Origin of the sequence: Curtobacterium sp. Leaf183 (assembly GCF_001424385.1) — a bacterium.
Classification (GTDB): domain Bacteria; phylum Actinomycetota; class Actinomycetes; order Actinomycetales; family Microbacteriaceae; genus Curtobacterium.
Genome location: NZ_LMPO01000008.1, coordinates 284,034 through 297,870, shown reverse-complemented (window position 1 = coordinate 297,870; position 13,837 = coordinate 284,034). Strand labels below are relative to the sequence as shown.

General features: G+C 71.5%; 10 protein-coding genes and 1 tRNA gene. 7 read left to right on the top strand and 4 right to left on the bottom strand.

Going from position 1 to position 13,837, the window contains the following annotated elements; genetic code table 11:
• Nucleotide 1: 1 nt before the first annotated feature.
• Nucleotides 2–1,288, bottom strand: coding sequence for a nicotinate phosphoribosyltransferase (locus tag ASG04_RS07755; protein ID WP_082517885.1), 1,287 nt, complete (start codon nucleotides 1,286–1,288; stop codon nucleotides 2–4).
• A gap of 84 nt (nucleotides 1,289–1,372) precedes the next feature.
• Between ASG04_RS07755 and murI the strand changes: the two genes are divergently transcribed.
• From murI to rdgB, 3 genes are read left to right on the top strand one after another with little or no spacing between them, the layout of a single operon-like run.
• A complete protein-coding gene (gene murI, locus ASG04_RS07750; RefSeq protein ID WP_056122113.1) occupies nucleotides 1,373–2,236 on the top strand; it encodes a glutamate racemase in 864 nt (287 codons plus the stop codon).
• 50 nt (nucleotides 2,237–2,286) lie between these two features.
• Entirely contained in the window at nucleotides 2,287–3,018 is a 732-nt protein-coding gene (rph, locus tag ASG04_RS07745; RefSeq protein WP_056122110.1) for a ribonuclease PH, read from the top strand.
• Nucleotides 3,015–3,611, top strand: a complete 597-nt coding sequence (gene rdgB, locus ASG04_RS07740) for an RdgB/HAM1 family non-canonical purine NTP pyrophosphatase (protein ID WP_056122108.1) — start codon at nucleotides 3,015–3,017, stop codon at nucleotides 3,609–3,611. Before rph ends, rdgB begins: the two co-directional genes overlap by 4 nt.
• Nucleotides 3,612–3,854: 243 nt before the next feature.
• On the opposite strand, the gene ASG04_RS07735 is transcribed toward rdgB, so the two are convergent.
• The 3 genes from ASG04_RS07735 to ASG04_RS07725 all read right to left on the bottom strand — a co-directional run bounded on the left by ASG04_RS07735 (nucleotide 3,855) and on the right by ASG04_RS07725 (nucleotide 6,091).
• Nucleotides 3,855–4,553 (bottom strand): DedA family protein, encoded by a 699-nt coding sequence (locus ASG04_RS07735; protein ID WP_056122105.1) that lies wholly within the window; start codon nucleotides 4,551–4,553, stop codon nucleotides 3,855–3,857.
• Between the two features lie 140 nt (nucleotides 4,554–4,693).
• Nucleotides 4,694–4,774, bottom strand: a tRNA-Leu gene (locus ASG04_RS07730).
• Nucleotides 4,775–4,807: 33 nt separating this feature from the next.
• Nucleotides 4,808–6,091 carry an MFS transporter gene (locus tag ASG04_RS07725; RefSeq protein ID WP_056122102.1) on the bottom strand — a complete coding sequence of 428 codons (1,284 nt, stop codon included), beginning with the start codon at nucleotides 6,089–6,091 and terminating at the stop codon, nucleotides 4,808–4,810.
• 56 nt (nucleotides 6,092–6,147) lie between these two features.
• Between ASG04_RS07725 and mnmA the strand changes: the two genes are divergently transcribed.
• From mnmA to ASG04_RS07705, 4 genes are all read left to right on the top strand, one after another.
• Nucleotides 6,148–7,254 carry a tRNA 2-thiouridine(34) synthase MnmA gene (gene mnmA, locus ASG04_RS07720; RefSeq protein ID WP_082517884.1) on the top strand — a complete coding sequence of 369 codons (1,107 nt, stop codon included), beginning with the start codon at nucleotides 6,148–6,150 and terminating at the stop codon, nucleotides 7,252–7,254.
• Nucleotides 7,255–7,322: 68 nt separating this feature from the next.
• The gene (gene ligA / locus ASG04_RS07715) at nucleotides 7,323–9,719 is read left to right on the top strand and encodes an NAD-dependent DNA ligase LigA (protein ID WP_082517883.1); all 2,397 of its coding nucleotides are present in this window, start codon (nucleotides 7,323–7,325) and stop codon (nucleotides 9,717–9,719) included.
• Nucleotides 9,720–9,897: 178 nt separating this feature from the next.
• The gene (locus tag ASG04_RS07710) at nucleotides 9,898–11,199 is read left to right on the top strand and encodes an alpha/beta hydrolase (RefSeq protein ID WP_056122096.1); all 1,302 of its coding nucleotides are present in this window, start codon (nucleotides 9,898–9,900) and stop codon (nucleotides 11,197–11,199) included.
• A 200-nt stretch (nucleotides 11,200–11,399) separates the two neighbouring features.
• On the top strand, nucleotides 11,400–13,721 hold the full coding sequence (locus tag ASG04_RS07705; protein WP_082517882.1) for a transglycosylase domain-containing protein: 2,322 nt from the start codon (nucleotides 11,400–11,402) through the stop codon (nucleotides 13,719–13,721).
• Nucleotides 13,722–13,837: the final 116 nt, after the last annotated feature.

The following is a 13,837-nucleotide window of genomic DNA, read 5'->3' as shown; positions in this document are numbered from 1 at the left end:
CTCACACGATCAGCGTCGGGATCGCCGGGTCGCCCCGCCCGATCCGCGACGCGTCCGCCGGCAGCTCGGCCTTGGCGCCCTTGTGGTGTGCGCGTGCGGCCTCGACCCCGCGCACCCCGAGGAACGCCGGGTCGACCTCGCCGTGGGTCACGACGGGCACCATGAGTGCCCGTTCGTCCGGTCCGACGGTCCCGGTGGTGCGCACGACCTCGGCAGTGGCGATCCCGTTGCGCAGGCGACGCCCGGCGTCCTTGCGTCCGCCGATCGACGCCTTGTCGGCGGACTTCTTCGCGACCGACACCCACTCGCCGGCCGGGGAGTGGTGGGCGACGAGCTTGAACACCATGCCGGCCGCGGGGTGCCCCGATCCGGACACGACCGACGTCCCGACGCCGTAGGAGTCGACCGGTGCGGCGCGGAGTGCGGCGATCGTGTACTCGTCGAGGTCGTTCGTCACGGTGATCTTCGTGCTCGTGGCGCCGAGCCGGTCGAGCTGGGCGCGGACCGAGGCGACGACGGACGGCAGGTCACCGCTGTCGATGCGGACGGCGCCGAGCTTGCCGTCCGTCAGCCGCACGGCGGTGTCCACGGCGGCCTCGATGTCGTAGGTGTCGACGAGCAGCGTCGTGCCGTCGCCGAGGGCGTCGAGCTGCGAGCGGAACGCCGCCTCTTCCGAGTCGTGCAGGAGCGTGAACGCGTGCGCGGCCGTGCCCATCGTCGGGATGCCCCACGTGCGCCCGGCCTCGAGGTTGCTCGTCGCACCGAACCCGGCGATGTAGGCCGCGCGGGCCGCGGCGACCGCGTTCCACTCACCCGTGCGGCGGGACCCCATCTCGGCGAGCGGGCGGTGGTCGGCGGCGGACACCATGCGCGCCGCCGCCGAGGCGATCGCAGAGTCGGCGTTGAACACCGACAGGGCCAGGGTCTCGAGGACGACGGCCTCGGCGAACGTGCCCTCGATCTGCAGCACGGGGGAGTTCGGGAAGAACACCTCGCCCTCGCGGTAGGCCCGGACGTCACCGGTGAACCGGTAGTCGGCGAGCCAGCTCGCGGTCCCGGAGTCGATGACGCCGCGGTCCCGCAGGAAGCCGATCTCCTCGTCACCGAAGCGGAAGTCGGTCAGCGCGGTCAGGAACCGGCCGAGTCCCGCCGCGACGCCGTAGCGGCGCCCGTCCGGCAGCCGCCGGGTGAAGACCTCGAAGACGCAGCGCCGGTCGGCGGTGCCGTCCTTGAGGGCCGCGTCGACCATGGTGAGTTCGTACTGGTCCGTCAGGAGCGCGCTGGTCACGACTCCGACACTAGTCAGAAGGGCGGACGGTGGGGAGGCTCGGGGGGCGTCCGGCACGTCGGCGCGCGTCGGTACGCTGGTGCCGTGACGGATGCACCGATCGGAGTCTTCGACAGCGGCGTCGGCGGCCTGACGGTCGCCCGCGCCATCATCGACCAGCTCCCGCGCGAGAGCATCCGCTACGTCGGCGACACCGTGCACTCGCCGTACGGCCCGAAGCCGATCGCCGACGTCCGCCGCTACGCCCTGCAGGTGATGGACGACCTGGTCGAACAGGGTGTGAAGGCGCTCGTCATCGCGTGCAACACCGCGTCCTCCGCCGTGCTCCGTGACGCGCGCGAGCGGTACGAGCAGGCGTACGGCATCCCCGTGGTCGAGGTCATCCAGCCCGCGGCCCGCGCCGCCGTCAAGCAGACCAGGACCGGGCGCATCGGTGTGATCGGCACGATCGGCACGATCGCGTCCCGCTCGTACGAGGACGCCTTCGCGGTCGCCTCGGACGTCACGCTGACCCTGGCCGCCTGCCCGCGCTTCGTCGAGTTCGTCGAGGCCGGGGACACCTCCTCACCCGAGCTGCGCGAGGTCGCGGCCGGGTACCTCGCGCCGATCCGCGCCGCCGACGTCGACACGCTCGTGCTCGGCTGCACGCACTACCCGCTCATGTCCGCGGCGATCCAGTACGTGATGGGCCCCGACGTCACGCTGGTGTCGAGCGCCGAGGAGACCGCCAGCGACGTCTACCGCCGGCTCGTCGAGCACGGCCTCGAGCGGACCACCACCGACCCCCCGAGCTACGCGTTCGAGTCCACCGGCGGCGACGAGGCCGGCTTCCGTCGGCTGGCACGCCGGTTCCTCGGCCCCGAGATCGTCAGCGTCGGCCACCTCGAGACCGGCGCCATCACCCTGCCACGTCCCCACGACCGGGCGGCGACCAGCCGCTCGTCGTGACCCGCTCCGACAACCCGCACCGAGCCTCCAGGCCGGACCGAGAGGACCCCATGACCACCCGCATCGACGGCCGCGAGGCCACCGACCACCGCCCCGTCACCATCGAACGCGGCTGGAGCACCCAGGCCGAGGGCAGCGCGCTCATCTCCTTCGGCAACACCCGCGTGCTCTGCACCGCGTCGTTCACCAACGGGGTCCCGCGCTGGATGGCCGGCAAGGGTTCCGGCTGGGTCACCGCGGAGTACTCGATGCTGCCGCGGTCCACGAACGAGCGCATGCAGCGCGAGTCCATCAAGGGCAAGGTCGGGGGCCGCACGCACGAGATCTCGCGGCTCATCGGTCGTTCGTTGCGCGCCGTTGTCGACATGAAGGGACTGGGGGAGAACACCCTGGTGCTCGACTGCGACGTGCTGCAGGCCGACGGCGGGACCCGCACGGCGTCGATCACGGGCGCGTACGTCGCCATGGTCGACGCGATCGAGTGGGGGCGCGACAAGGGCTTCATCGCGAAGAAGGCGACACCGCTCACCGACAGCGTGCAGGCGATCTCGGTCGGGATCGTGGGCGGCGAGCCGATGCTCGACCTGGCCTACACGGAGGACTCCGCGGCCGACACCGACATGAACATCGTGACGACCGGCTCCGGCAAGTTCATCGAAGTGCAGGGAACCGCCGAGCACGCGCCGTTCGACCGCGACGAGCTGGACGTGCTGCTCGACCTGGGCCTGGCGGGCAACGCCTCGCTGGCGGCGATCCAGCGCGACGCCCTGGGGCTGGCGTGACCGGCACCGTCGTCCTCGCCACCCACAACCAGGGCAAGGTCGTCGAGCTGCGGGAGATCCTCGGCGACGCCCTCGGGTCCGGTGTGGAGCTGCAGGGCTACGACGGTCCCGAGCCCGTCGAGGACGGCGACACCTACGCCGCGAACGCCCTCATCAAGGCCAGGGCCGCCGTCGCACACACGGGGTTGCCGGCGCTGGCCGACGACTCCGGCATCGCGGTGGACGCGCTCGGCGGTGCCCCGGGCATCCACTCCGCGCGGTACGCCGGCACGCGGGTGGACGCGGACAACATCGACCTGCTGCTGCGCAACCTCGATGGTGTCGTCGAGCGCACCGCGGCGTTCGTCTGCGCGGCGGCGTTCGTCACGCCGGGCGGCGTCGAGCACGTGGTCGAGGCCGTGTGGAACGGCGAGGTGCTGACGGAGCGTCGCGGCGACGGCGGACACGGGTACGACCCGGTCTTCCAGCCGGACGACGCCGACCGGTCGTCGGCGGAGCTCACGCGCGCCGAGAAGAACGCGCTCTCGCACCGGGCGAAGGCCTTCCGGGGCATCGCGCCGATCGTGCGGGAGTGGTTCGACACGACGGCGTAGGCGGCTGCAGGCTGGCGCTGGCGGCTGGCGGCTGGCGCGGCCGGCTTGCGCGGCTGGCGGCTGGCGGCTGGCGGCTGGCGGTTGGCGCGGCTGGCGGCCGGCTGCTGACTGCCGGCTGGCGCCGACGTCCGGTTTGCTGGTGCCGATTGCTCCCGCACAACAGAGAGCACCCCGCACCACGGGATTCCGTGGCGCGGGGTGCTCTCTGTTGTGCAACGGCGGCGACAGCGCCGCCGCAGCCGGTCAGTCGACCGTGGGCTGGCCGTGCTGCTCTTCCTGCTCGTGCTTCTTCGCACGGCGGGCGTTGCGGATGTAGGTCAGCGCCATCGGGACGACCGTGACGACGACCGCGGCGAGCAGGATGACGTCGATGTACTCGCGGACGAAGTCGGCGACGAACGGGATGTAGCCGAGGAAGTACCCGAGGAACGTCACCCCGACGCCCCAGATCAGCGCACCGATGGCGTTGTAGAGCGAGTACTTCTTGTAGTTCATGCGCCCGACACCGGCGGCGATGGGCAGGAACGTGCGGACGACCGGCACGAAGCGCGCCAGGATCACCGCGAGCGGGCCGAACCGGTGGAAGAAGGCGTTGGTGCGGTCGACGTTCGCCTTGGAGAACAGCCCGCTCTCCTTGCGCTCGAAGATCGGCGGACCGGCCTTCTTGCCGATGTAGTACCCGAGCTCGCCGCCGAGGAAGGCCGCTGCGGCGATCATCAGCGCCGCGGCCCAGACGGGGATCCCGCCGATGGCGCCACCGCGGTCGAAGGCGAACAGGCCCGTGATGACGAGCAGGCTGTCGCCGGGGAAGACGAACCCGATCAGCAGACCGGTCTCGGCGAAGATGATGGCGCACACCACGAGCACGGCGACGGCCCCGAAGTGGTCGAGGATGTACTGCGGATCCAGCCATGGGATCAGGGCGAGTGCGACGGAGTGCATGCTTCTTCCGGTCGTGCGGGTGCGGGGACAGAGGGTCACCCGCAGGTCGAGGGTACCGTGCAGCCGTCAGGGGGCCGTCCGTCGCCGGTATGAGATGCGCGAGGACGCAGGATCGGTGCGGCGCGAGGACGCAGGATCGGTGCGGAAGGAGGGACTCGAACCCTCACGCCTTGCGGCACAGGAACCTAAATCCTGCGTGTCTACCGTTCCACCACTCCCGCGAGCACCGACAGCGTACCGGGGAGCGTCCGGCGTCAGCGCAGCCGACGGGGGAGGTACCGGGGGACGTAGCGCAGCAGCACTCCGGCGCCGATGAGCCCGAGCACACCCATCACGCCGCTCGCGATCGCGATCGAGGCCACCGCGGTGATGCCCGAGATCAGGAGCGGTGCGGCGGCCTGACCGAAGTCGCCGGTGAACCGCCAGGCGCCGAGGAACGGGGCCGGGTTCCCGCGCGGTGCGAGGTCCGCGCCGAGGGTCATCAGGATGCCGGAGCCGACGCCGTTCGCCAGCGACATGCCCACCGCGATCCCGACGAACCACCCCACGCGGGCGTCAAGGTGGCCACTCCATGCGAGGAGGAAGTAGCTGATGCTGAGTCCGAGCATGCAGGGCAGGGCGCTCGCGAGACGTCCCCACCGGTCCATGATCTGGCCGCTCGTGTAGAAGAGCGCGAAGTCGACCGCCCCGGCGATGCCGATCACCAGGGCGGCGGTCGCGTCGTCCATCCCGACGCTGACGGCCCAGAGCGGCAGGATCACCTGGCGCCCCGCACGCATCGCGCCGATCAGGCCGGCGCCGCTGCCGAGGCGCAGCAGCACGCTGCGGTTCTGACGGATGGTGCGGAACAGCCCGTGCGACTCCTGCTGCACCAGGATCGCGCCGGTGTCGGTCGCGTCGCCGACGGCGTCGCCGTCCGGACGGGAGGCCCGACTCGGCCGCCGCAGACCGCGCACGCCCGTCGCGGGGTCGCGGAGCACGAGCAGGGTCACCGCCGCCGCCAGGCAGCAGACGATGTGGATCCAGAAGGCGCTCTGCGTGGTGCCGGTCAGGTGGATCACCCCGGCGGCGATGAAGGGGCCGACGAAGTAGCCGAAGCGGAAGACCCCGCCCAGGCTGGAGAGCGCCCGGGCCCGGATGTGGATCGGGATCGCGGTGGTCATGTACGCGTGCCGAGCGAGGGCGAACACCGCCGTGGAGAGTCCGACCAGGAAGACGCCGACCGCCAGCACGACGGGGTTCGGTGCCACGGTGCAGACGACGAGCCCGACCATCGACACGAGCGCGGCGCCGATCATCGCGTTGCGCTCGCCGATCCGCGCGACGACGACCCCGGACGGCACGTCGCCGATGAGCTCGCCGACGAGGATCAGCGACGCGACGAAGCCCGCGATCGCCAGGCTCGCGCCGAGCGAGTTCGCCGCGATCGGGATGATCGGGATGATCGCGCCCTCACCGATCGCGAACAGGGCCGCGGGGAGGAAGCCGGACAGCAGCACGGCTCGGAAGTCGAATGAGTCGTTCCCGGTCCTGGCCATCGCGGGACCAACGGTACGCCAGCGGTACGGTTCCGTCGGCGGGTTACCCTGGAGTCATGCGAGTTCTGGCGGCGATGAGCGGTGGTGTCGACTCGGCGGTGGCTGCCGCCAGGGCGGTCGACGCCGGTCACGACGTGGTCGGGGTCCACCTGGCGCTGAGTCGGATGCCCGGCACGCTCCGGACGGGCAGCCGTGGGTGCTGCACCATCGAGGACTCGATGGACGCCCAGCGTGCTGCGTCGGCGCTCGGCATCCCGTACTACGTGTGGGACTTCTCGGCGCGCTTCAAGGAGGACGTCGTCGACGACTTCGTGGCCGAGTACCAGGCCGGTCGCACGCCGAACCCCTGCATGCGCTGCAACGAGCGGATCAAGTTCGCCGCCCTGCTCGAGAAGGCCCTGGCGCTCGGGTTCGACGCCGTCTGCACCGGGCACTACGCCTCGATCGTCACGACCGACGAGGGCTCCCGCGAGCTGCACCGGTCGGCCGCGTGGGCGAAGGACCAGTCGTACGTGCTCGGGGTGCTCACCGCCGAGCAGCTCCAGCACGCGATGTTCCCGCTCGGCGCCACCCCCTCCAAGGACGAGGTCCGGGCCGAGGCCGCCGCGCGCGGGCTCACCGTGGCGCAGAAGCCCGACTCCTACGACATCTGCTTCATCCCCGACGGCGACACCCGCGGCTGGCTCGCCGACCGCGTCGGGACCGCCCCGGGCGACGTCGTGGAGCGCGACGGCACCGTGGTGGGGTCGCACGAGGGCGCGACCGGCTACACCGTCGGACAGCGCCGCGGACTGGCGCTCGGCCGTCCGGCACCCGACGGCAAGCCGCGGTTCGTGCTCGAGATCCGCCCGAAGGACAACACCGTCGTCGTCGGCCCGAAGGAAGCCCTCGCCGTCACGTCGATGTCCGGTGCGCGGTTCACCTGGGCCGGAGCCGCTCCGACCGACCCGGCGACGCCCTTCGTGTGCGACGTGCAGATCCGGGCGCACGCCGACCCGGTCCCCGCGACGGCCCGGGTGGCCGACGGGGTGCTGGTGATCGACGTCGACGAGCCCCTGCACGGGGTCGCGCCCGGACAGACCGCGGTCGTGTACGTCGGCACGCGCGTGCTCGGCCAGTGCACGATCGACGACACCGTCAGCGCGGTGCCCGTCGACGCCTGACGTCGGCGGTCGGGCAGCAGGTCGGCTCCTGGCGGTGCCGGTCGGGGGTTCACGGTAGAACTGTCGGTATGAGCGAGACCGACGCCACGTTCGAGACCATCGACCCCGCCGAGCTCGACGCAGCCCAGGCGGCGCGCGAGGTCGAAAGGCTCCGTGCGCGGGCGAACGAACTGCGTGACGACTACTACGAGGGCAACGGCTCGCCGGTCTCCGACGCCGACTACGACGGCATGATGCACCGGCTCGACGCGATCGAGCGACGGTTCCCCGAGCTCCTGACCCCGGACAGCCCGACGCAGACGGTCGGTGGCCGCGCCGAGACGACGCAGTTCGCCCCGGTCGAGCACGCCGAGCGCATGCTCAGCCTCGACAACGTCTTCTCGCCGGACGAACTCGCCGAGTGGGCGGCCAAGGTCCAGCGCGACGCCGGCACCGAGCGCGTCCGGTTCCTCACCGAGCTCAAGATCGACGGTCTCGCGATCAACCTGCGCTACGAGCACGGTCGGTTGGTCAGCGCCGCCACGCGCGGCGACGGCGTCGTGGGCGAGGACGTCACCGGCAACGTCCGGACCATGGGCACCATCCCCGACCGGCTGTCCGGCACCGGCCACCCGCCCCTGGTCGAGGTCCGCGGCGAGATCTTCTTCCCGGTCGAGCAGTTCGACGAGCTCAACGCCAAGCAGCGTGACGCGGGGGAGCGCGTGTTCGCCAACCCCCGGAACGCCGCTGCCGGGTCGTTGCGGCAGAAGGAAGAGGGCAAGTCACCCGCCAAGCGCGAGCTCATGGTCGACCGACTGCGACGGCTCCGCATGCTCGTGCACGGCATCGGCGCATGGCCGGTGCCCGAGCTCGAGCGCGACACCGAGGCCCGCTCGCAGTCCGAGGTGTACGAGCTGCTGCACTCGTGGGGGCTGCCGACGGGCACGCACCACCGGGTGTTCGACACCATCGACGAGGTCCTCGGCTTCGTCAAGGACTACGGCGAACGTCGGGCGTCGGTCGAGCACCAGATCGACGGCATCGTCATCAAGGTCGACGACCTCGGACTGCACGAGGAACTCGGCTCGACGTCGCGGGCTCCGCGGTGGGCGATCGCCTACAAGTACCCGCCGGAAGAAGTGCACACGAAGCTCGTCGACATCGTCGTCAGCGTCGGACGCACTGGCCGCGCGACGCCGTTCGCCGTGATGGCGCCGGCCGAGGTCGCCGGCTCCGTCGTGCGTCAGGCCACCCTGCACAACCAGCAGGTCGTCCGGGCCAAGGGCGTGCTCATCGGCGACACCGTCGTGCTGCGCAAGGCGGGCGACGTCATCCCCGAGGTGCTCGGCCCGGTCGTCGAGCTCCGCGACGGCTCCGAGCGCGAGTTCGTGATGCCGACCGAGTGCCCCGAGTGCGGCACCACGCTCGCCCCGGCGAAAGAGGGAGACATCGACCTGCGCTGCCCGAACGCCAAGAGCTGCCCGGCGCAGGTGCGCGGTCGTGTCGAGCACATCGCATCGCGTGGCTCGCTCGACATCGAGGGACTCGGCGAGGTCGCTGCGGCGGCCCTGACACAGCCGCTCCACCCCGAGGTCCCGCCGCTCGAGACCGAGGCGGGCCTGTTCGACCTGACGATGCAGGACATCGTGCCGATCGAGGTCGTCGTCCGCGACGCCGAGACCGGCATGCAGAAGACCGACGAATCGGGGACACCCAAGCGCGTCACACCGTTCAGCCGTGCCCGCAGGAAGACCGACCCGGCGTTCGACCCCGACGCACGCGGCGCGGACTACACCGGCGAACCCGGCCGCTACCCGTCCAAGAACGCGTTCGAGATGCTCGCGAACATCGACGCTGCCAAGACCTCGCCGCTGTGGCGGATCCTGGTCGGCCTGAGCATCCGCCACGTCGGTCCCGTCGCTGCCCGTGCCCTGGCGAACCACTTCGGGTCGCTCGACGCCATCCGGTCGGCGTCGCGGGACGAACTCGCCGCGGTCGACGGCGTCGGCGGCATCATCGCCGATGCGCTCCTGGACTGGTTCGAGGTCGACTGGCACCGCGACGTGATCGACCGGTGGACGGCCGCGGGCGTGCAGTTCAGCACGCCCGGACACCCGGGGCCGGGGGCTGCCACGACCGAGGGCGGCGTCCTCAGCGGGGTCACCGTCGTCGCGACGGGCTCCCTCGAGGGCTACACGCGAGAGGGCGCGCTCGAGGCGATCATCGCCGCGGGCGGCAAGGCCGCGTCGAGCGTCAGCAAGAAGACGCACTTCGTCGCCGCCGGTCCCGGCGCCGGGTCGAAGCTCACGAAGGCGGAGCAGCTCGGCCTGCGGATCATCGACGCGGAGCAGTTCCACGTGCTCGTCACCGAAGGCCCCGGCGCGCTGCCCGAGGCTGTCGAGCCGGATGCAGCCGACTCGCCCGCAGCCGTCGAGCCGGATGCAGCCGACTCGCCAGCAGCCGCGGAGCCCGTCAGGGCTGACTGACATCGCGCCGCGGGCGTCGTGGTTGTCCGCAAAACGCGGCTCGCCTCTGCGTGTCCCCAGTTCGAGGGACAAGTTGCAACCAGCACGACAGTTCCGGGGCGGTTCTCCCTAAACTCGACGGAGCATCACCTGTCGCCTTCAGGGAGACGACAGGAAGGCCTTCCCGGGGGAGACCGGTTTGCTGCTCGTCGCCGCTGCTCTGCTCATCGCCTCGATGCACTCCCTCGGAGTGGTCGGGTCGTCGGTGGTGCCCGCAGCTCCGACCGTCGTCGGGTCCGACGGCCAGCTCGACACCGTGGACGTGCGCGCGGCGCGGGGTCGCACGTTCCTCGACGGCCTGGCCGCGCTGTCCCCCGACCGACTCGCCGCAGCGGACCACGACCGACGCGTCGTCGCGACCGCCATGGACGAGCCACCGACCGCCGCGGTCGTCGCCTCGTGGTGGGCCGGCCTGGACGGTGGGACGCGCCTCCGGCTCGAGCGGGGCGCGCCGGTCGTCGTCGGGAACCTCGACGGTGTGCCGTACGCGGTACGTGACCGGGCCAACCGTCGGGTCCTCGCGACCGGGCTCGCCGACCCCGCCGGGGACGCCTCGCAACAGGCGATGCTCGGGCAGGTGCGTGACGCACTGCACCGCGACGCGGACGCCCCGGCGAAGTCGCTCGTGACCCTCGACACCCGTGGTGCGGGTCGTGCGGCCATCGCGATCGGGGACCTCGAGACCGCTGCCGACGTCACGGTGGTCGTCCCCGGCATGTTCTTCACCGTGACCGGGCAGATGGACGACTTCACGGCCACCGCTGGTGACCTGTACGACGAGCAGGCGACGCTCGCGCCGGTCGCGGCCCCGGCACCCGGCACCGGTGTGGCCGTGCTGGCATGGATGGGGTACCGCACGCCGGACCTGTCGAACATCCTGTCGCTCGAGCTCGCGAAGACCGGAGCCACCCGGCTCGAGCGCACGGTCGACGGCATCCGGCAGCTCCGGGGCGACCACCAGCCCCGGCTCGGCATCGTCGCCCACTCGTACGGTTCGACCACGGCGATGACCGCGCTGGCGTCGGGGCACATGCGCGCGGACAGCCTCACGGTCCTCGGCTCGCCGGGCAGCGACGTCCGCCGTGCCTCGCAGCTGGCCGTCGCCGCCGGAGGGGTCTTCGTGGGTGGGGCGCACCTGGACCCGGTCGCCGGATCCGGGTACTTCGGCACCGACCCGGCCGCGTCGTCGTTCGGCGCCACGGTGCTCGACCTCGGCGTGGTCCCGGGTATCGGCGGCGACGTGTTCCGTCGACCGGTCGGGCACAACGACTACCTCAAGCCCGGGACGTCCTCGTTGCACGACGTCGCCCTCGTCGCGGTGGGCCGCGGTGACCTGGTGCGGAACGGGACCCGGCACCATGACGACCCGGACGGCGGCGGCATGCAGCCGTCGTTCGACCTGTACCTGGTGCGCCCGCAGGACCTGCAACCCCGCGACTGACCCGTGGCGGGCCTGCTCGGGTGACCGTGCGCCGTGGACGTGACCGGATCGTGACCGAGCCGACGAGGCGGGCTCGATCCGCGCCTCCAGGCCGACCTGCACCCGCGCACGGCGTTGTCCGAGTGTGAACCTGAGGGCCGCTGCAGGTTCTGTCCCGGCCGGAGCAGTCCCGACCCAGCACCCTTCCCTACCGTGCCCCCATGCGTGTAGTGCGGTGGCCCGGCGCCCTCCTGATGTTCATCGTCATGTCCGTGCTCGCCGGGCTGCTGGTCGCGGTCGCCGTGACGCCCGCGGTCGCCGTCGCCGGCGAGGGCGCCTCGGGCGCGGCCGCGTTCTTCGAGGACCTGCCGAGCTACCTCGACGTCCAGACCCCGCAGCAGGTGTCGACCGTCTACGCCAAGCAAGGTGGACAGGACGTCGCTATCGCGTCGTTCTACGCCGAGAACCGCACGATCGTCGCCGCGGACGCCATCGCGAAGACCCTGCAGCAGGCCGCGATCGACACCGAGGACCCCCGCTACTACGAGGAGGGTGGCATCGACGTGATCGGCACCCTGCGCGGTGCGGCCGCCACGGCCGTCGGCGGCGACGTCCAGGGCGGCTCGAGCATCACGCAGCAGTACGTGAAGAACGTCCTGGTGCAGCAGTGCGAGCAGCTCACCGGCAAGGACGCGGCGGCGACGAAGGCCAAGGTCGACGCCTGTTACCAGGACGCCGCCGGGGTCACGCCGCAGCGCAAGCTGCAGGAGATGCGGTACGCGATCGCCGTCAACAAGAAGTACTCGAAGTCACAGATCCTGACGGGCTACCTCAACATCGTCGGGCTGGGCGGACGCGTGTACGGTGCCGAGGCCGGTGCCGAGTACTACTTCGGCGTGCACGCGAAGGACCTCTCGCTCGTGCAGTCGGCGACCCTGGTCGCGATCCTGAACAACCCGTCGAACCTGCGCATCGACCAGCCGGACAACAAGGACAACGGGTCGGCGAACGGCTACGCGGCGACGAAGGAGCGGCGTGACTACGTGCTGCGGCGCATGCTCGCGCACCACTCGATCACGAAGGCCCAGGAGCAGCAGGCGGTCGCCACGCCCGTCCAGCCGACGATCACGGAGACCGCGAACGGGTGCAGCGCGGCGGCCACCGCCCACGACGCCGGGTACTTCTGCGACTACGTGCGCGACCAGGTGCTGCAGGACCCGGCGTTCGGCAAGACCGCGGCGGAACGGATCGCGACGCTCGACACCAAGGGGCTGCAGATCCACACCTCGCTCGACCTCGACCTGCAGGCGCAGGGCCAGGCCGCACTGTCGGCGTACGTGCCGACCACCATGGCGGGCGTCGACGCGGGCGGCTCGAACGTCACCGTGGAGCCCGGCACCGGACGGATCCTGTCGATGGTGCAGAACACGACCTACACGCAGTCGGACTCGGCGACCGCCGGGTCCACGGCCGTGAACTACAGCGCGGACAGCGGCTACGGGAACTCCGGCGGCTTCCAGACCGGGTCGACGTACAAGGTGTTCACGCTGGCCGAGTGGCTGGCGAGCGGCCACACCCTGTCGCAGTCGGTGTCGACGACCGAGCACACCTTCCAGAACTCCGAGTTCACGAACTCGTGCGAGAACGTCTCCGGCGGGACCTGGCCGGTCTCGAACGCCGAGAGCGTGCCCGCGTCGATGACGGTCCAGGACGCCACGACCGAGTCGATCAACACCGCCTTCGGGGCGATGGCCAAGCAGCTCGACCTGTGCAAGATCGCGCAGACGGCTCAGGCCATGGGCATCCACCAGGCAGACGGCACCGCGCCGGCTTCGAACCCGGCCTCGGTGCTCGGCACCAACACGCTCTCGCCGATCGACCTCGCCGAGGCGTACGCCGGCTTCGCGAACGACGGCACCGTGTGCACGCCGACCGCCATCGACTCGGTGACCACCGCCGACGGCACGAAGATCACCCCGACGCCCGCCACCTGCACACAGGGGGTCTCGGCTCAGGTCGCGGGCACAGTCGACTACACGCTGCAGGGCGTCCTGAACGGCAACGGCACCGCCGCGTCGGCCAACCCGGGCGACAGCACGCCGAAGTTCGCCAAGACGGGCACCACCGACGGCGACGTGCAGAACTGGCTGGTGACGTCGAGCACGAAGTACACGAACGCGACGTGGATCGGGAACGTCCAGGGCAAGGTGCGGCTGGCGAACTGGCCGTTCCTGCAGGGCACGACCGGGTACAGCGCGAAGTTCGGGGTCGGGAAGGCGATGATGTCCTACCTCGACCAGCACGTGGGCGGTGACGCGCTGCCGGCGCCGGACCCGGCCATGGTCGGGACACCGGAGCACGCGAAGGCCGCGCCCGGGGGCGGCGGTACTGCTGCGACCGGCGGTGCCGGTACGGCCGGCGGCGCCGCCCCGGCCGCGCCAGCAGCCGGTGCCGATGCGCCCGACGCCGGCACCGCGCCGGCTCCCGGGTCCGCTGCCGCAGCCGTTGCCGGCGCGGTCGCCGGTGCCGGCTCCGGGCACTGACGTCGACGGCCTGGAGGACCGACACCGGTCCGGCGGACCGACACCGGGCCTCCAGGCGGTCCTCCACAGGGCATGGTCCGGCTGCGTCGTCCACAGGCGGCCCGACCCCGCTCGGC

Bases quoted from the DNA above. Each gene is read 5' to 3' on its own strand.
- mnmA (WP_082517884.1), top strand. From the start codon at position 6,148: ATGCGAGTTCTGGCGGCGATGAGCGGTGGTGTCGACTCGGCGGTGGCT.
- ASG04_RS07725 (WP_056122102.1), bottom strand. From the start codon at position 6,091: ATGGCCAGGACCGGGAACGACTCATTCGACTTCCGAGCCGTGCTGCTG.
- ligA (WP_082517883.1), top strand. From the start codon at position 7,323: ATGAGCGAGACCGACGCCACGTTCGAGACCATCGACCCCGCCGAGCTC.
- ASG04_RS07705 (WP_082517882.1), top strand. From the start codon at position 11,400: ATGCGTGTAGTGCGGTGGCCCGGCGCCCTCCTGATGTTCATCGTCATG.
- ASG04_RS07735 (WP_056122105.1), bottom strand. From the start codon at position 4,553: ATGCACTCCGTCGCACTCGCCCTGATCCCATGGCTGGATCCGCAGTAC.
- rph (WP_056122110.1), top strand. From the start codon at position 2,287: ATGACCACCCGCATCGACGGCCGCGAGGCCACCGACCACCGCCCCGTC.